This is a genomic window from Pseudomonas sp. E102, assembly GCF_052660185.1.
Genome location: NZ_CP084025.1, coordinates 1929680 through 1947612, shown reverse-complemented (window position 1 = coordinate 1947612; position 17933 = coordinate 1929680). Strand labels below are relative to the sequence as shown.

The 17933-nt window shown below is 61.2% G+C and carries 12 protein-coding genes; 4 read left to right on the top strand and 8 right to left on the bottom strand.

The window, feature by feature from the left end; translation table 11 throughout:
* Window positions 1-110: 110 nt before the first annotated feature.
* Together DOCECA_RS08865 and DOCECA_RS08860 are read right to left on the bottom strand one after the other, a co-directional pair.
* Window positions 111-2447 carry an ATP-dependent DNA helicase gene (locus DOCECA_RS08865; protein WP_445571780.1) on the bottom strand — a complete coding sequence of 779 codons (2337 nt, stop codon included), beginning with the start codon at window positions 2445-2447 and terminating at the stop codon, window positions 111-113.
* Complete coding sequence (locus tag DOCECA_RS08860; protein WP_434674868.1) at window positions 2444-4096, bottom strand: VRR-NUC domain-containing protein; 1653 nt, start codon at window positions 4094-4096, stop codon at window positions 2444-2446. Before DOCECA_RS08860 ends, DOCECA_RS08865 begins: the two co-directional genes overlap by 4 nt.
* 221 nt (window positions 4097-4317) lie before the next feature.
* Here DOCECA_RS08860 and DOCECA_RS08855 point away from each other — a divergent pair, with 221 nt between their 5' ends.
* A complete protein-coding gene (locus DOCECA_RS08855) occupies window positions 4318-4542 on the top strand; it encodes a YgdI/YgdR family lipoprotein (protein WP_420764005.1) in 225 nt (74 codons plus the stop codon).
* Window positions 4543-4638: 96 nt separating this feature from the next.
* Here the strand turns inward: DOCECA_RS08855 and DOCECA_RS08850 are convergent, their stop codons facing one another.
* Complete coding sequence (locus DOCECA_RS08850) at window positions 4639-5541, bottom strand: LysR family transcriptional regulator (RefSeq protein ID WP_445571779.1); 903 nt, start codon at window positions 5539-5541, stop codon at window positions 4639-4641.
* A 123-nt stretch (window positions 5542-5664) separates the two neighbouring features.
* On the opposite strand from DOCECA_RS08850, the gene DOCECA_RS08845 reads away from it, so the two are divergent.
* Both DOCECA_RS08845 and DOCECA_RS08840 read left to right on the top strand, forming a co-directional pair.
* Window positions 5665-7128, top strand: coding sequence for an MFS transporter (locus DOCECA_RS08845; RefSeq protein ID WP_445571778.1), 1464 nt, complete (start codon window positions 5665-5667; stop codon window positions 7126-7128).
* A 192-nt stretch (window positions 7129-7320) separates the two neighbouring features.
* The gene (locus tag DOCECA_RS08840; protein ID WP_003201764.1) at window positions 7321-7599 is read left to right on the top strand and encodes a DUF1652 domain-containing protein; all 279 of its coding nucleotides are present in this window, start codon (window positions 7321-7323) and stop codon (window positions 7597-7599) included.
* 60 nt (window positions 7600-7659) lie between these two features.
* Here the strand turns inward: DOCECA_RS08840 and DOCECA_RS08835 are convergent, their stop codons facing one another.
* From DOCECA_RS08835 to DOCECA_RS08815, 5 genes are all read right to left on the bottom strand, one after another.
* Window positions 7660-10128 carry a UvrD-helicase domain-containing protein gene (locus tag DOCECA_RS08835; protein ID WP_445571777.1) on the bottom strand — a complete coding sequence of 823 codons (2469 nt, stop codon included), beginning with the start codon at window positions 10126-10128 and terminating at the stop codon, window positions 7660-7662.
* Between the two features lie 220 nt (window positions 10129-10348).
* A complete protein-coding gene (pgm, locus tag DOCECA_RS08830; RefSeq protein ID WP_445571776.1) occupies window positions 10349-11995 on the bottom strand; it encodes a phosphoglucomutase (alpha-D-glucose-1,6-bisphosphate-dependent) in 1647 nt (548 codons plus the stop codon).
* 90 nt (window positions 11996-12085) lie between these two features.
* The gene (locus DOCECA_RS08825) at window positions 12086-13483 is read right to left on the bottom strand and encodes an aminotransferase class I/II-fold pyridoxal phosphate-dependent enzyme (protein ID WP_434564005.1); all 1398 of its coding nucleotides are present in this window, start codon (window positions 13481-13483) and stop codon (window positions 12086-12088) included.
* A 75-nt stretch (window positions 13484-13558) separates the two neighbouring features.
* Window positions 13559-15046: a hypothetical protein gene (locus DOCECA_RS08820; RefSeq protein ID WP_445571775.1), complete on the bottom strand. Its 1488-nt coding sequence runs from the start codon at window positions 15044-15046 to the stop codon at window positions 13559-13561.
* Window positions 15047-15716: 670 nt separating this feature from the next.
* Window positions 15717-16742: a zinc-dependent alcohol dehydrogenase family protein gene (locus tag DOCECA_RS08815; RefSeq protein ID WP_420764012.1), complete on the bottom strand. Its 1026-nt coding sequence runs from the start codon at window positions 16740-16742 to the stop codon at window positions 15717-15719.
* Window positions 16743-17000: 258 nt separating this feature from the next.
* Here DOCECA_RS08815 and DOCECA_RS08810 point away from each other — a divergent pair, with 258 nt between their 5' ends.
* Entirely contained in the window at window positions 17001-17915 is a 915-nt protein-coding gene (locus tag DOCECA_RS08810; RefSeq protein WP_434564004.1) for a LysR family transcriptional regulator, read from the top strand.
* The last annotated feature ends 18 nt before the right edge of the window (window positions 17916-17933 follow it).

Genomic DNA, 17933 nt, shown 5'->3' with positions numbered 1-17933 from the left:
CCGAGGCATCCAAGGGAATTTGGGTGGAGTATGGAACAACTGACCCGCCGGGAAAAACCTGATTTTCGTGGGGCTATAGGCTGTTGGGCTTGTGACAGCGGTGCATCCGCCTAAGAAGAGGCAGGATATGCAGGCGCCATCGCGATCAAGCTCGCTCCCGCAGGTGCCTTGGGATGCTCAGGATTGATTGACCACCACCGTGGCAGCAACTGCTGCACCTTGGCCTCGCCGAAGCGATCGTCGATCAGCATCACCACTCCGCGATCCAGCTGGGTACGGATGACGCGCCCAGCCGCTTGCACGACCTTCTGCAGGCCGGGGTACAAATAAGTGTAGTCGTATCCATCGCCGAAGATCGCCGCCATTCGCTGCTTGATCTGTTCATTGACCGGGTTGAACTGCGCCAGTCCCAAGGTGGCGACGAAGGCGCCGATCAGGCGCGAGCCCGGCAGGTCGATGCCTTCCCCGAACGCCCCGCCCAGCACGGCGAAGCCGATGCCCTGGCCCTGCTCCGTGAATCGCTCGATAAACGCCTGTCGTGGGGCCTCGCCCATGCCGCGCGATTGCGCCCAGGTCTCGACGTGCGGATATCGCTCGGCGAACAGCCCGGCCACCTGCTGTAAATAATCGAAACTGCTGAAGAACGCCAGGTAGTTGCCAGGGCGCTCATCGAACTGGCGGCCCATCAACTCGACGATCGGCTCAAGGGAAGCCTGGCGACGGGCGAACCGGGTGGAAATGCGACTGACCACCTGTACGTCCAATTGTTGGGCCTGGAACGGTGACTCAACGTCGATCGATACCGTGTCCGCCGGCGTACCCAGCAAGTCAGCGTAGTAGCGCCGTGGACTCAGGGTCGCGGAGAACAGCACGCTGCTGCGTGACGCCGTGAACCGGGGCCGCAGGAAACCGGCCGGGACCACGTTGCGCAGGCACAGCGTGGACAGGCTGCGCTGGCGACCGGTTTCGCGCTTATGGATATCGAACAGGAAGTGCTCATCGAACGACTCCGCCACGCGCCCGAACTGCAAGATGTCGAAATAGAAGGCCTGCAGACCGCTGTCCAGGCCTTGGGGGTGGTCGTTGAGGTAATCGCCCATGGCCGTGGCGCAGGAGCCCAGCGCAAGGAGCAGCTTTTCCGGGGGGCGGCCATAAGCCTGGTAAGCCGCTACCTGTGGTGCGTGCAAGGCATTCCACTGGCGATTGAGCTTTTGCAGGGGTTTCTTCAGGGGCTCGGGCGCGGTTTTGAGCACCGCCGACAAAGTGGCCTGATCCAGGGTCGCGCTGTACATCTGCCGCCCTCGCTCCACCAGGTTGTGGGCTTCGTCCACCAGGGTCGCGACCGCCCAGCCATTGGCCTGGGCAAGGCCGAAAAGCAAGGCGCTGAAATCGAAATAATAGTTGTAGTCTGCCACCACCACGTCGGCCCAGCGGGCCATTTCCTGGCTCAGGTAATACGGGCAGACCTCGTGTTGCAGGGCGATGTCACGCAACGCGGCTTGATCGAGGAGCGTTACCTGGCTCGCCGCTGCCCGGGCCTGGGGCAGGCGGTCATAGAATCCACGGGCCAGCGGGCAGGATTCGCCATGGCAGGCTTTATCCGGATGTTCACAAGCCTTGTCCCGGGCGATCATTTCCAGCACCCGCAGCGGCATCGCGGTCGTGCTGTTGGTGAGCAGCCGGGCGGCGTCCAATGCCAGTTTGCGTCCTGGGGTTTTCGCCGTGAGAAAAAACACCTTGTCCAGGCGCTGCGGCGCCAAGGCCTTGAGCATGGGGAACAAGGTGCCAACCGTCTTGCCGATGCCAGTGGGCGCCTGGGCCATCAGGCAACGACCGGTGCTGACGGCCTTGAAAACCGACTCGGCCAGGTGGCGCTGCCCCGGCCTGAAGGTCGCGTGGGGAAAAAGCAGGGCCTGTGCGCCCTGGTTGCGTGCCTGGCGATGGCGCATTTCCTGCTCTGCCCAGGCCAGGAACCGTGCGCATTGCTGCTCGAAAAACGTCTGGAGTTGCGACGCTTCGAAACGCTGGTCCAGGCAGGTTTCCTTCTCGCTGACGATGTCGAAATACACCAAGGCAACGTCAATGCGCGGCAGCTCCAATTTCTGGCACATCAGCCAGGCGTAGATCTTCGCCTGGGCCCAGTGCAGCTGCCGATGGTTGTCCGGTTGCTTGCTGAGGTCGCCGCGGTAGGTCTTCACTTCTTCGAGGCGGTTGGTCGCAGGATCGTAGCCATCGGCCCGGCCCTTGACCTTCAGGCTCTGGTAGGTGCCTTCCAGGCTGACCTCGGCCTGGTAGCCCTCGCTGCGCCGTGATGCCACGGTCCGGTGGCCGACAATCCCTTCCAGCGCGGTGGGTGACGGAGTAAAGCGCAAATCGAGGTCGCCGACCTTGGCGGTGAATTCACACAATGCCCGCACGGCGATGCTGTAGCCCGGCGCCTCGGTCATGCGCCCTGCTCCGCCCATTGCACGTAACAGACAGCCACCGGCATACGGTGCTCATGGCAGAAGTCCAGCCATCGCAGCTGGTTGTCCTGCAGGCGATCGCCAGGGCCTTTGACTTCGATCATGCGGTAGGTCTTGTGCTGCGGCCAGAACTGGATCAGGTCCGGCATGCCCGCGCGGTTGGCCTTGATGTCCAATAGCAAACGACTGAACCAGTGTTTGAGGTGCTCTGACGGCAGACAGTCGAGCGCCTGGTCCAACAGCGCTTCGGACAGCGCCCCCCAGAACACGAAAGGTGATTGCACGCCACATTTTTCTGAATAACGACGGCGGATGGTTTCACGGTAGCGCCCGTCATCCAGCTCGGCGAAGCACGCCGCGAACAGCTCGGCGCGACGGTCGTGAAAGTCCTCGTTGAGCAGGTCCACCGGGCCGCGCTGGAACGGGTGGAAGAACGACCCTGGCAACGGCGCGAAAATCGCCGGCCAGCACAGCAGGCCGAACAGGGAATTGACCAAGCTGTTCTCGACGTAGTGCACCGGCGCGGCGTCGTCATGCAAATGGGCCTGGACGCAATATTCCACCGACAATGCCGGATCGACCCGGGGTAAGTGCAAATCCAGCCGCTCGACGCTCCGGGCCATCGGGCGCGGCACGGGTGGCCCGCCCAGTTTGCGCCGCAGCCGCGGCACGATCCGCAACAGGGCTTGTTGTTCGGCGGCGCTTTGCGGCGACTGCGCCGCGGCTTCGCCCAGGTCAAGAGCCAAGGCATATTCACCGACGCGTTCAAGCACCCGGATCATGCGCAACCGCGCGCCGGGATAGGTGCAATCGCGATAGATGCACAGGGCCGTGGCAAAGTCGCCGATACGTTCAGCGTGCTGGCCGATCTGGAACAACAGCTTGCCCCGACGCTGCTCCAGCCAAGGATTATCCAATTCCAGGGTATTGATCCGGGCGACGATCGCCTCAAGCGCTTCACCGGCTTCGAAGCACTGCTGGCATTCATGCAGGAAAAGACAGGCATCGATGTCCTGCCGGCTGCGCAGCCCCCGGGACTCGACACTGAACTCAACGGCCTCGTAGGTAAAAATACCCAGATCCGCCAGCACGAACTCCGACCAATCCTGGTAGAGATTGCCGAAGAACATCAAACGCAAGCGGTCGCACAGCGCCATGACGGTCAGACTGAACAACCGATCCTGGAGCTGAGGGCACCAGGCGCGAAATGGCTGGGGTTGGCTGAACCCCTCGCTCAACGCCAACAGCCAGTCAGCCTTCTTTGCCTTGGGCTGCTCGATACCATGGCCGAGGCAGAGCAGGATTTCAGGCTTGAGCAACACTTCGAACAATTCTTCCAGGCTCAGCTCAGCCTCTTCCTCCACCCAGCCCAAGGCGATCAGGGGTTGCACCGCCGTGCCGATGTCGCCGATCTCGGGGTAATGCAATTTGCCGTGGCGAAAGTGCCGCCCCTTGCGCATCACCATCCGCACCAGCAGGCCTTGGGCGGCACGCGGCAGTGCGGCGAAATCCTCGATGAAACGTTGTTCCTCGACGCTGAGTACATCGGCGTAGCGTTGCGCCAGCCAGGCGAGCACCCGCTGGAAATTGTTCAGGTAGTAAAAGGGATCGTCGAGGGGGTTGGCTGTCACGGAAAATAGCGCCACGGTGCTTGAAGTACTGGTTATGCGTACAGATAGCAGCTAGTCGCAGCCCAGGCAACTGCAAAAGATGAGCGGTCTCCTATATTTAAAGGGGAAAACCTTCAAGCGGCGATGAACTTTCCTACAACAAGCGGGACCAATGGCGGTTAACTCAGTGATGGCCCGGTCGAATCAGCTGGGCTTCACCCCTATGCATAGAGGTTATGGATATGAACATCAGGTTTCTGGGCCTGCCCTGGGTCGCCGTGGCATTCCTGGCGCTGGCCGGCTGTGCATCACCAACCGTGGTGACGTTGCAGAACGGTACCCAATACTTGACCGAGGACACCCCCAATACCCGCACGGCGGATGGCTTCTACGAATTCGAAGACATTTCAGGCAAGAAAGTCCGCGTTCGTGCCGATGAAGTCGCCACGATTCGCAAGGAAGACTGAACGGATCCCGGGCCCTCCCCTTGGAGGGCCGGCAGGTCTGTCCACCTGTACCGGACCGCCCCCCGCCAGTCCATGGCCCTAGCCTCGCTGGCTTCGCTATATCGGTTTTTTCCCCGAACATATTTCCCGCAGACAGCCCCTCAACCAACGGTGCACGGGGTCAGCATCCATTCGCGGATGCCAGAGCATTGCGACAGTGAATTCAGGAATCGGGACTGGCAGCGCGAAGCTGTGCATGCCGTGGCGCAGGCGCGTGGTGTAGCGCTCCGGCACGCTGGCAATCAAATCGCTGGACCGCGCGAGCCCCAGGGCAGTGGAAAAACCCGGGACGCAAGTCACGATGTCGCGGGATAGATTCAACGCCCCCAAGGCCTCATCGATCGGGCCATGCTCGATTCCGCGCAGGGAAACGCCGACATGCCTGCCGGCCGCGTAACCAGCTACATCCACCTCGGCCCGACTCAGCGGATGCCCCGCACGCACCACGCCTATGATGCGGTCGACGAACAACGCCTGGGTGCGCAGTTCCGGGCGCGTGTCCTCATCGACGACGGCGGTCTCCAGGTCCACGCTGCCCTCGCGCAGCGCCGTGCCGTCCCGGTCGGTCTTCTCGACAAAACGCAACCGTATTCCTGGGGCGTGCTCGCTTAGGTATGCGATCAGGTCGATCGCGAAGTTCTCCACGAATCCTTGGCGGGTGCGCAACGTAAATGTCCGGTTGATACGGCGCAAGTCCGGGGCCTGCACCGGACGCAAGGCGGCCTGGGCGCCCTGCACCAACTGGCTGACTTGCCCGCGTAGTTCCATGGCCCGGGGCGTTGGAACCAGGCCGCGCCCCGCCCGGACCAGCAACGGGTCCCCCGTCGCCTGCCGCAACCGCGCCAACGCTCGGCTCATGGCCGAGGCACTTAGCCCCAGCCGCCGGGCCGCACCGGCCACGCTGCCTTCGGACAACAACGCATCCAGGGTGACGAGTAGATTCAGGTCGATTGCAGACATTGGCGGGCCTTTGGCTGGGTTGGATGGCGTCACATGCAGCTATAACCTGCAACTCATGCGTCTTCCGCCATGTTAAGCCTCGACGTACCGTTGTAACAGCAGGTTGCAAACAACGGAGACATGATGAAGCCAGCCAATGCAGAACAAAGCTTGCCAACGACAGCGGCTCACTCGCCGAGTACCCCGGTGCGCTGGGCCCTGACCAGCCTCGCACTCTCGACACTGCTGGCGTCACTGGGTGCCAGCGTAGCCACCGTCGCCTTGCCGGTGCTCGCCGAGGCGTTCGAGGCCTCGTTCGCGCAAGTCCAATGGGTCGTGCTGGCCTACCTGCTCGCGATTACCACGCTGATCGTGAGCGTGGGCAGGCTCGGCGACTTGCTGGGCCGGCGCAAGCTGCTGCTGGCAGGCATTGCGCTGTTTACCCTTGCGTCGGCGCTGTGCGCCCTGGCGCCGTCGCTCTGGTGGTTGGTCGCGGCCCGGGCCCTGCAAGGCCTGGGGGCGGCGATCATGATGACCCTGACGCTGGCCCTGGTCGGCGAAACGGTGGAAAAGAGCAGGACTGGCAGCGCCATGGGGCTGCTTGCCACGCTGTCGGCGGTGGGCACCGCCTTGGGCCCGTCCCTGGGCGGCCTGCTGATCACAGGGTTTGGCTGGCACGCACTGTTCTTGATCAACCTGCCCCTGGGCCTGCTGACGCTGCTGTTGGCTTGGCGATTCCTGCCTGTCGTGCCCAGGCCGATTGCCATCGGGCGCTTGCGCTTCGACGGCCTGGGCACACTGTTGCTCGCCACCGGGCTGGGCGCCTATACCTTGGCGATGACCGTCGGACGCACAAGCTTCGGCTGGCTGAACAGCGGGCTGTTACTGGTAGCGGTTATCAGCGGCGGGCTGTTCGTCCAGGTGCAACGTAGGCTCGACTCGCCACTGATTCCCCTGGCGATGTTCCGCGACCGCCCCCTGATGTCAGGCCTGGCGGCCAGTGCATTGGTCGCGGCGGTCATGATGGCGACTTTGCTGGTCGGCCCGTTCTACTTGTCCATCACCCTCGGTCTGCCTCCGGCAATCGTCGGCCTGGTGCTGGCGGCGGGCCCCTGCGTGGCCGCGCTCGCCGGTGTGCCCGCCGGACGCCTGGCTGATCGGTTCGGGGTACGTCCAATGCGGCTAGCCGGGCTGGCGACGATGGTCCTCGGCACCCTGCTCTTGTCGCGGATTCCCCCCGCGCAGGGCATTGCGGGCTATGTTCTTGCCATTGCGGTGACTACCCTTGGCTACGCGCTGTTTCAACCCGCGAACAACGCGGCGGTGATGGCGCCGGTCCCCGATGACAAGCGTGGCGTCGTTGCCGGCCTGCTCAATTTATCGCGCAATCTTGGCTTCCTTTCTGGCGCGTCAGTGCTCGGTGCGGTTTTTGCCGCGGTTTTGCCGACCAACGGTATCTCTGTCGCAAGTCCGGAAGACGTAACGAACGGCATGCATCTCACGTTTGCCGCCGGCCTGGCCCTGACCGCCCTGGCGTGGTTGATAAGCGCCGCAACCCGCGTGCCAGAGCGGTTGAAGCAAGGCGCGGAGCGCACCAGCAAACGGTGATGGCGTTCTGAACATTTAGCGTTAGGTCATGACGCAGATCAAAAAAACTGAACCAATCGCCAAACGGACTGAAAAAATCCACGTGCCGTTCATTTTCAAATGCTATTTTTAGTACTCACTGGTAGAGCCAAGATGGCTCTTCCTTCCTGACATGAGCAAAAGGAAGCGCTTGATGAAGAAGGCGGGCTACAGATGAATAAAGGATCTTTCAGCAAGGTAACGTTCCCCAACGCCTGCCAGTTGATGCGCTGGCACTTCCATCCCATGGGCTTCGAAGCCAGCATGGACGCCCCGGGCAGTATGGTTGCCCGGTTATTTGACCGCGCGAGCGGCGAAACCATGATCGCGATTGCAGGCATTCCCTGCGCGACCGTGATGAACGCCCCCGACGTCGAGCGAATCATCGAAGCGGTGGAAGCCGAGCTAGAAGCCTTCGTCCCCCCGGTTGGTTTGCGACGATTCGCCTCGTGACGAAAAAAGCCCACATTTTCATGTGGGCTTTTTTGTCGTTAAAAGTTTTGCCAAGGCAGCTCAGCCGCGCGCACGGCGGTGATCAGCGAAAAAAGGTTTGCCTACCCCGACCCGGTCCGAGGCCTTCGGTGCGTTAGCCGCCTGGCTGTCCTGACCATCGACATACCAGTAGCAATGCTGCACCGCCCGTGTAATGCCCACATACGCCAAGCGCAGGATCTCATCGCGCTGCGCCGAGTCGTAAGGTTCGGCGTCGCCTTCCTGGCCCAACCCAGCCATTCGATACACCTGGTTTTTGTACGGCGAACGGGTCAAATGTTGGCAGTCGCCTATCAAGAACACGGCATCCGCCTGGAGACCCTTGGCGCTATGGTAGGTCATCTGCCTGAGGCGCCTTTGAGAATACGGCAAGCTAGAATCCACATTAACTGTTGGCTCAATATACTTTTGTATCAATAGCTTATCGCTGCTTTTTCGATACAACATCAAGATCGAATCGCCGTTGCGGTAGTGCTCGCCGAGCCGCCTCGCCAAGCCTTCGTCGTCCCGCTCCAGCACATTGACCGGGCTCGGCGAACGAGGCTCTCCACTGGCCTTGGCTTTTTTGCCGGGAATGGAAGGCGTCGTACCGACGATATGTTCGGCCGCGTCGATGATGTATTGGTGGCTGCGGTAATTCTCGGTGAGCATGACCCGCGTATTCGCCGGTGACGGAAATTGCTTGTTGAATCCCACGAAAAAACTCGGCGAACTGCCACGCCACCCGTAGATCGACTGCCAGTCGTCACCCACGCACAGCAACGATGACCGTTGGGCGCCCCGCCCCACATGCATGGCGGGCCCGCGCTTGCGCACCTCACTTAGGGTCGCTCGCAGCCAGGAGACGATCTGTGGCGAAACGTCCTGGAACTCATCGATCATCAAATGTGACATCGACCTCAGCAGCGCGTCATCGAGCAGCTTGAAGTTCTCCGGCGAATGCTCGCTGAACAGCGAGAACATCCGGTTGTAGGTCATGACCGGAGGGGACTGGTCGAGCAAATGGTCCTCGAAAGCCCGCCAGAAACGGCTCAGCGCCTCGAAAAAATACCGATCCGGGTCGTCCTTGGAGAAACACAGCCTGCCCACGGCGTCTGGGACATCCAGGCCGAGGTTTTCGATGAAGCCCGCCGCCGAAACGAAACAATCCAGCAACGGTGCCGAAGCCAACTCGCCCTTTATCTTGTAATCAAAGCCGGGGCCCGCGGTGGCGTTTCCCGCCAGCGAGGCGAGGACCCGCCTGGCCTCTTCATAGCTTTCGAGCCAAATCAACGGCTTACGGCAGAAAGCTTGAAACAGAGTTCGCTTAACTGCCCATTCGGCGCGCAGGCTGAGCTTGGCGCCGGGCCGACTCAGTTGAGTATTTTCTCGCGGATCGAACCCTAGCATCACCCAGGCATCGAGGGTCGGTATGTAGCCGTGGCAATGAAACCTCGACCCATTGATCTCAAACGTTTCGCGCTTGGGCTCAACCCCTTTGATCGGCCAGGCGCCCGCGCGAAACCAGAGGTCTTCGATCGCATCGCACAACGCTTCGTCGCGCTGGGCCGCCAGCTCGGTCACGGCGATGCGCTTTTGCACATCCGGGTGGTCGCGCTCCAGCTCCTTGAGCCGCAAGGCGTGACGGGAAAGTGCCATCATCAGCTCACAGAACCGCTCGTCACGCTGGTAAAGCCCATGGTAGCAGGCGTTGAGCTGCTGGCGCTGGGCATCGTTGATGCGCAGATCGAACGGATTGCCTTGGCCGTCCTCATCATCAGGTCCGGTTCGATGGCTCAGGGTCTCGAACGCCTGGAGCCGCTCGAATCCCGGCAAACTGCGGACCATGGGCAGGATACGAGAATGGAAGGTGCGCACCAGTTCGCGCGCCTCCTTCAACCCGATCGCCCGCCCCCAAAGCGCAAAGACCGAGATGAGCTTCTCGATGAAATCCTTGCGCGACTCCCGGGTAAATGTCACCACGGTCATCGAGCCCAGCTCGAAGCCCAGGTACTGTGAGAGCAGCACGATGCGCAGCACCAAGGTGGTGGACTTGCCCGCGCCCGCGCCCGCAACAACCGACGTCGCCGGCGTATCGCTGAAGATCATTTTCCATTGGGCGCTGCTGGGTTGCGCCTGCGCCGGCAACAGCCGGGCAACGTCAGCCTTCATGCGTTTTTTCAGCTCGGCCGTCAGGGGGAAGCGCCAGTCATCGAACAGCAGGTCATCGACTTGGGGAGCGGGATGTTCAGTGCTTCGCGAATCCCGGATCAACAGGACCTGGCGACCCTCTTCCAACCCCTCGGCCTTGCCTTCGCTGAAACCATAGTCAAACCCGGCGGTGTGGCCGCTCCGAAAGCCATCGGCCTGACCGTGCAGCCAGGACGCCCGGTGTTGGGCGCGCAAACGTGTCAGGCCGTGGCCGAATAAACGCGCGGCCAGGCGCTTGAACCAGGGCATCTGGGCCAGGGGCAAGAGGTCGGAGGGAAGATCGGGACGGTGTTGCGGCACGCTTGGGGACTCCGGTGTTCAGAACCATGGCGACTATGGTGTCTGGATTTACCGGCGGATTCCAGCCAAAAGCTTTTAAGTCATGGATTTAGGCGATGAAATGAAAGTGCTATGGCAGGTTGGTATCGCAAGGTTTGCTGGCATGGCAATGCTTCGCGAGCAGGGTCACCCACCCCTGTATTGGCATCGCTGCAAATACAGGGGGGAGCGTAACGTTCGGTTACTGCCCGGAAATGGCCCCGTCCACCAGCGCCTGGGCTTCGATCACCAGTTGTTTAAGGTGCTCGTCGCTCACGAAGCTCTCCGCATAGATCTTGTAGATGTCTTCAGTGCCCGACGGACGCGCTGCGAACCAGCCGTTCTCGGTCATCACTTTCAGGCCGCCGATGGCCTGGTCGTTGCCTGGCGCATGGCTGAGGATGTTCTTGATCGCCTCCCCGGCCAGTTCGGTGGACTGGACCTGGTCCGGCGACAACTTGCTCAGCAGTGCTTTTTGCTGCGGGCTGGCCTTGGCGTCGACCCGCACCGAGAACGGTTCACCCAACTCGTCCGTCAGGGCGCGATAGGCCTGGCTTGGATCGCGACCCGTGCGAGCGGTCATTTCCGCAGCCAGTAACGCCGGAATCAGACCGTCCTTGTCGGTACTCCAGACGCCACCGTCCTTGCGCAGGAACGAGGCGCCGGCGCTTTCTTCGCCGCCGAAACCGAGGGAACCGTCGAACAGCCCATCGGCAAACCACTTGAAGCCCACCGGGACTTCATAGAGGCGTCGTCCCAGACGGTTGGCCACGCGATCGATCAGGCCACTGCTGACGACAGTCTTGCCGACAGCGGCATCGGCACGCCATTGCGGGCGGTTCTGGAACAGGTAGTCGATCGACACTGCCAGGTAGTTGTTCGGCGCCAGCAGGCCGCCGCTCGGAGTCACGATACCGTGGCGGTCATGATCCGGGTCACAGGCGAACGCCACGTCAAAACGTTCTTTCAGGCCGATCAGGCCTTGCATGGCGTGACTGGAGGATGGGTCCATGCGGATTTGCCCATCCCAGTCGACCGTCATGAAGCGGAAGGTCGAATCGACGTGAGTATTGACCACGTCCAGATCCAGTCGATAGTGCTCGGCGATGGCCGGCCAGTAGCGCACGCCCGCGCCACCCAGCGGGTCGACGCCCAAGCGCAACCCGGCATTGCGAATGGCATCAAAATCGATGACGTTGACCAGATCTGCCACGTAGGTATTGAGGAAATCATGGCGGTGGGTGGTGTCGGCCTTGAGCGCCTGTTCGTAGCTGATGCGCTTGACGCCGGCCAGCTGGTTGGCGAGCAGCTCATTGGCCTTGGCTTCGATCCATTTGGTGATATGGGTATCCGCCGGGCCACCGTTGGTGGGGTTGTACTTGTAGCCACCGCTTTGCGGCGGATTATGGGACGGCGTGATGACGATGCCATCGGCCAGGCCAGTGGTGCGGCCTCGGTTGTAGCAGAGGATGGCGTGGGAAACGGCCGGCGTAGGGGTGTATTCATCGCCTTCGGCAATCATCACGGTGACACCGTTGGCGGCCAGCACTTCCAGGGCGCTGGCTGCCGCGGGGGTCGACAACGCATGGGTGTCGATGCCGACGAACAGCGGCCCATCGATACCTTGGGCTTCGCGGTAAAGGCAAATCGCCTGGCTGATGGCCAACACATGCCATTCATTGAAGCCCAGGTCGAAAGAACTGCCGCGGTGCCCCGAGGTGCCGAAAGCGACGCGCTGGGTCGCAACCGAGGCATCGGGTCGGCCCGTGTAATAGGCCGTAACCAGTCGCGGGATATCGATCAACAACTCTGCCGGTGCCGGCTTGCCCGCAAATGGACTGACTGTCATGCAAAACCTCGGAATGGAGTGGCTCGAAAATGGATGCAGTTTACTGACAGTTCGACCATCACGCGATGGGTTCGATCCCTGGCCCAGCGATCAAGATTGCTCGAGCTTCAAAGCGTCGGCCAATGCAGATAGGGCGGCCTGCCGATCGTCCACTGAGCTGAATGCGTGGGTCAGGCGCAGATGCTGGCCGTACATCCCCTGGATGCTGAACAATTCTCCCGGCGCGATGACGATTCGACGGGCCAGCAGGCGCTGAAAGACCCGGCGCATGTCAGCTGGGCGCGAAGTTCGCGCCCAGACCGTCGCCCCTCCTTCGGGCTCCACCCATTGCAGGCAATCACTCACCCGCTCGCGCAACAATTGCGAGGTCGACGCGGCGCTTTCCCGTAGCAAGCGGCGCAAGACCAGGAGGTGCTGGTCGATCCTTCCATTGCTGTACAGGCGTGCAATCGCCTTCTGGCGAATCGGCGACAGGCGAAATGCGCGCAGCAGGAAGTGCCGTTGCAAGGTCAACGTCAGTTGCCTGGACAGCACGTAACCGTAGGGCGCCTCGGCACCGATGGTTTTCTCGAACGTGGAGTAGACAATCAGACGATCCGGGTCCAGCAGATCCCGAAATGGCGTGCTCCCTGGCTCGAATACCAAGTCGGTGTAGCTATCGTTCTCCAGCACCCAGGTACCGTATCGTTCGAGCAACCGCGCCACGGCGCGGCGATTACCCTCGCTCGCGCGCGTCCCCCTGGGCATGCTCAAGACCGAGGACAGCACCACCAGGCTCACCGTTTCGCTCGCAAGCAATCGCTCCAGTTGCTCGACGTCCATGTCCCCGCCCGCCGGTGATGGCAGCTCGATCACTTGCACATCGGCCGCTTGCAGCAGGCGCAGGACAGTCCAGTCGCCGGGTGACTCCATCAGCACCGTCGCCCCCTTGAGGGCCAATACCGCGATGAGGATCTCCAGGACACCTCGCAGGTCGGCACCGATATAAACGTCGTCGGCATTCCAGCATCGGGCCGGCGAAGACGTATAGCGAGCCGCAAGGGCCGTTCGCAGCTCCTGTTCGCCCCAGGGTTGTGAGGGCAATTGTGAAGCGCGCGGGTATTGGCGGAGCAACTCGCGCTCAAGCAAAAGCAGCGGGCTGTCCAGCGGCTGCAGGGAAGCCGGCTCATCATCGCTGAGCACCAGCATGCCAGGCCTGCGGGCGTTGACATACAAGGTTTCGAGCAAATCCTCACCGTCGCCCAGGTCGGCAACGCAGGGCACCGGCGACGCGTAGTAACCGGACTTGGCGATTGAATACACGCGCCCTTCCTTCTCCAGTAGCGAGTAGGCGTACTGGATCGTCGAGATGGATACGCTCAGGCGCTCGGACAACTGCCGCAACGATGGCAATCGCACCTTGGCGTCTGCGCCAAGCTCATTGATGAGGTTCGTCAGGTATCGGTAGACCGCCTGGTAGGCGAAATCTGTTTCCCGGCCTACCTTCATGAGCCCGCGCCAACGATACGAGCCATGGCCAGCCGTGCCGGGACGAGAAAAGCCAACCCCTTCAAACCCCGTTCCTCAGCGTCGCGCCGAGCGTTCGCGCAATCCATCGGTACCCTGCTCATCTTCATCCGTATCGAAGCCTTGCTCGACTGATTGCGGGCCGACCACCGAAACCGCCCCCCGTTCCGCAGGGACGAGTCGGACGCGGTACAACTTGCCAAGCATCGGGATAGACAGGCCGCTGACATCCACCATCCATTGCGCAACCTGATCGGCGACGGTCCCTCCCTGCAAGGCTTTGTGCAGGTCCGGCATTGCCACCAGCATGCCCGGATGGCTACAGCGCAGGAAATGCTCCAGCCCCGCGCCATTGTCCACGAAGGGCGCAAACAGCATGCACACCAGTTGGGTTTCATTGAGCCTCAGGGTGTTTTGCACCTCGTTGGCTGCCTGGGCGCGACGCTCGGGGATGGCCGCCGGCGAGCCGAACAGTTCCTGGACCTGTTGGCAGACATGGAGGGGTAATTGCTTGCGATGCATGAGCATGACAGTGCGCTGCACATAGTCGCCATAGCCGGTTTCATAGCTGCGGCCTTGCAGATAGCAGGCCTGCAAGCCGTACAGGTGAGCGGACAGGAACGGACTGAGGAACTCATGCTCGATCGTTGGCGCAACCAGCCCATCGGGACGTACCCGCAGAAATTCACTGAACAGAGGCCAGTTGTTTTCCTCCAGGCGATCGACGATCAGGTCGTCGATGCTGATATGCCCTATCCGCCGACAGGCCTCGAACTGACCTTCGGGCCGCCACGGCCCCAGGCGGGCCCGGCCATAGAACTGTTGGAAGAAATCGCCGCCTATCGTGTCGAGCTGCATGAACAGGCCGTCGAAGCCACAACTCGGATCGACCGGCTGGCCAACCTTGCGGGTCGCACGATGAAGGCCCGCCATGAATTGCTTCTGCTGGCGTGGCGTGTCGCTGCTGACCCATGAATCGACGCCCGACTCCCAGCGCGCCACATGCCTGTAGAATTCCGCCATTGCCAGGTAGCCCTCATCCCCCAGGCCCAAGAGGCTGTCGGACGGACGCAAGTGGCCCAGCATCAGCATGTGGGTCCGATTGGACTCATACCACGCCTCCGAAGGTACCTTGCGATGGTCGAATGGCACCACCTCACGGTTGTCGGCCATAAGCAGCTCCACCCTGGGGTCGTCGTAGAGGAACAGCGCGCTGTAGCAGCGATGAATATTCTCCAGGCTGGCCTGGGTCGTCTCCCCCAGGCGAGGCGTGGCGACGCGAAGATCAAACGTCGCCGGGTGCCGACCGGCGATGCTCAATTGCGCCGCTCGCAAGGCCGTCAGGACGTAGAACCCCTCCCGGCTCCCGTTCTGCACCGACAGCACCCGGTAATCGCCGATTCGCTCGATGCCCCCAGCGGCGACGATCAAGCGTTGGATCAGGAGCTGCAGCGCAGTCCGTTCCGCTCGGGAATAAAAATCCAGCAAGCGTTGCAATACTTGCTGATAAACGTAAGTCATTGCCTGTTCATGAATTGCACTCATAACCATTTACCTGGAAATTCGATTATCGGCGTCGCGCCCGCACCAATCCGATTGCGCGACGCAGTGTTCTGAATATTGCTTTGTTATTGCCAACAGTATTGGCAATACGCTCCACATTTGCCTTGGGTAATCATTTGACACATACGAGGCAACTTGACCCAGCCGCCTCATCAGAGCCCAGGAAAACCCCGCAATCATTGCCCCTCGCTGAACAATCGTTACGTCCTAGGAGATTTCTTACAACTTCCCACAGACTAGAGAGACAACAGATAAAGAACATGCCGAAAAGCAACTCTCCTGTTGACCAACTCGATTTTCCCCATGATCGACGGGCAGGACCAAAGCAACTACCATCCGGGCCATTTTGAATATTCGCTGAAGGGTCGAAACCTGAGTAAAGTCTGTATTGCGCCACGACTTCTTCCTTGAGTTGGAAACAAGCGTTCAATTATCAGCACTTAAATAATGATTAGAAGATACAGATTGGCGCCAAAAACCAGTTCAGTTGCGCGACTTCGGTTTTCAACGCGGGGAAAAGCGGCATAGGTAACGCGCACAAGCAGGCGCAGGGCCGCCTTGGATAAGGCAAGACGCAATGAAAAGGCGCGTGGCCAGGCAGGCCAGGGCCGCGCAAGAGCCGAAACCGCTGGCTCTTGCGCAAGGAGGGGAATCAGGCGGGGTCGACCACCTGAAGGGCAACACGTTCGCGGCAAGGGCATTCGCCCATGTAGCGGTGGGCCTCGACGAACTCGGAGAAGGGAAAGACCCGAGTCTTGAGTGGCAACACGACACGATCGGCGGTGAGCTGGTTGATATCACGCAATGCGCGCTGCAAGGCCACCTGGTCCTGGACAATCCCCAGTTCCGGCTTGCCGGTGAAATTGCCGATGCAGTGCACGAAGAACTGGATGTTCTTCTGGAAGGCCGCGCAAGCCGGAAATGGCGTCTGGTTGCCACCCTGCAAGCCATACAGCACCAGGCTGCCACGAGGTGCCAGCACGTCACCCAGGAGCGACATCTGCGGACCGCCAAGGCCGTCGAACACGACGTCGACGCCACGATTGTCCGTCAGCTTGTTGATTTGCATCAGCAAGTCCTGCTCTTCGGTAACGATCACCTTTTCGGCGCCCAGCGACAGCAGATATTCGCGCTCGTCGGCAGTCTTGGTCGCTGCGATCACCCGCACACCCAAGGCCTTGCCCAGCTGCACGAACGACGGACCGGCGCAATGGCTGGCATCGGTGACCAGGGCAAACTGCCCAGGCTTGACCCGTGCCAGGTCCATGTAGGCGAAGTAGGCGATCAACAGCGGCGTGTAATGCACCGCGGCCTCGATAGGGCTGAGCACATCGGGATAGCGAGTCAGCGCGGTGCGTGGCAGCACGATGACCTCGCCATACACCGGATAATCGTTCGGACTCTCTGCGGGGAAGCTGGCGACCTTGTCGCCGACGGCCAGATCGTCGACACCGTCGCCGATGGCGGTGACCACGCCAGCCATTTCATGGCCAAGCCCCGAAGGCAGGCGCGCCTGGGACGACGCCAGGTTCTGGCGCCACAGGGTGTCATACCAGCTGATGCCGATCGCTTCGACGCGGACCTGCACTTCTCCCGGCGCAGGAAGAGCCGCCGCATGCTCTTCGCATTTGAGCACCTCGGCACCACCAAACTTGTGAAAACGGATCGTGCGGGACATCGCAAACCTCGTCAAAGTAACCTCTAATGCCATGAACTCTATCCGGGCTTTGTAGCCAAGACCATCAGTGGCTATTAATAGTCGACATGCCTGTCATTGATTCCGCAGCAAGAAAACCTAACCAGTCCTGTAGGACTTATCCCTAAGAAAATGCATTTACCCGATGCAGAGTACCAGCCTTTCCCCGTAAGATTCATGCCGGTCATTGTTCCCATATGGCCGCCCACGTCAAGCTTGCCGAATCTGCCAGGACCCCAGATGAATCGTAATGACCTGCGTCGTGTCGACCTGAACCTGTTGATCGTGTTCGAAACATTGATGCATGAACGCAGTGTGACCCGCGCCGCCGAGAAGCTGTTTCTCGGCCAGCCGGCCATCAGCGCCGCGCTGTCGCGCCTGCGCAGCCTGTTCGATGACCCCTTGTTCGTGCGCACCGGGCGCAGCATGGAACCCACCGCCCGAGCGGTGGAAATCTTCGCCCTGCTCTCTCCGGCCCTGGATTCAATCTCCACCGCGGTCAGCCGGGCGGCGGAATTCGACCCGGCCACCAGCACTTCGGTGTTTCGCATCGGCCTGTCGGACGATGCCGAATTCGCCCTCCTGCCCATGCTGCTCAAGCGCCTGCGAGCCGAAGCACCGGGCATTGTGCTGGTGGTGCGCCGGGTCAATTACATCCTGATGCCGGGCTTGCTGGCCTCGGGGGAAATCTCCATCGGCGTCAGCTATACCGACGACTTGCCGGCCAATGCCAAACGCAAGGTATTGCGTCGCAGTTCGCCGAAAGTGCTACGGGCCGACACCGCGCCGGGACGGCTGACCCTGGACGAATTCTGCGCCCGGCCCCACGCCCTGGTGTCATTCGCCGGGGATTTGAGCGGCTTTATCGATGAAGAACTGGAAAAACTCGACCGCAAGCGCCATGTGGTACTGGCGGTTCCGCAATTCAACGGCCTGAGCACACTGTTATCGGGCACCGACATCATCGCCACCGTACCCGATTACACCGCCGACGCATTGACCGCCGCCGGCGGCGTGCGCGCCGAAGACCCACCCATCCCGGTGCGAAGCTTCGAACTGCACATGGCTTGGCGGGGATCACAGGATAATGACCCGGGAGAACGCTGGTTGCGGTCGCGGATCCAGATGTTTTTTGGCGACCCTGATAGCCTTTAGGTTTCGTCCTGCAGGCTG

Coding starts and splice junctions, on each gene's coding strand:
- DOCECA_RS08840 (WP_003201764.1), top strand. CDS start 7,321: ATGAATAAAGGATCTTTCAGCAAGGTAACGTTCCCCAACGCCTGCCAG.
- DOCECA_RS08845 (WP_445571778.1), top strand. CDS start 5,665: ATGAAGCCAGCCAATGCAGAACAAAGCTTGCCAACGACAGCGGCTCAC.
- pgm (WP_445571776.1), bottom strand. CDS start 11,995: ATGACAGTCAGTCCATTTGCGGGCAAGCCGGCACCGGCAGAGTTGTTG.
- DOCECA_RS08810 (WP_434564004.1), top strand. CDS start 17,001: ATGAATCGTAATGACCTGCGTCGTGTCGACCTGAACCTGTTGATCGTG.
- DOCECA_RS08850 (WP_445571779.1), bottom strand. CDS start 5,541: ATGTCTGCAATCGACCTGAATCTACTCGTCACCCTGGATGCGTTGTTG.
- DOCECA_RS08865 (WP_445571780.1), bottom strand. CDS start 2,447: ATGACCGAGGCGCCGGGCTACAGCATCGCCGTGCGGGCATTGTGTGAA.
- DOCECA_RS08815 (WP_420764012.1), bottom strand. CDS start 16,742: ATGTCCCGCACGATCCGTTTTCACAAGTTTGGTGGTGCCGAGGTGCTC.
- DOCECA_RS08855 (WP_420764005.1), top strand. CDS start 4,318: ATGAACATCAGGTTTCTGGGCCTGCCCTGGGTCGCCGTGGCATTCCTG.
- DOCECA_RS08820 (WP_445571775.1), bottom strand. CDS start 15,046: ATGAGTGCAATTCATGAACAGGCAATGACTTACGTTTATCAGCAAGTA.
- DOCECA_RS08825 (WP_434564005.1), bottom strand. CDS start 13,483: ATGAAGGTAGGCCGGGAAACAGATTTCGCCTACCAGGCGGTCTACCGA.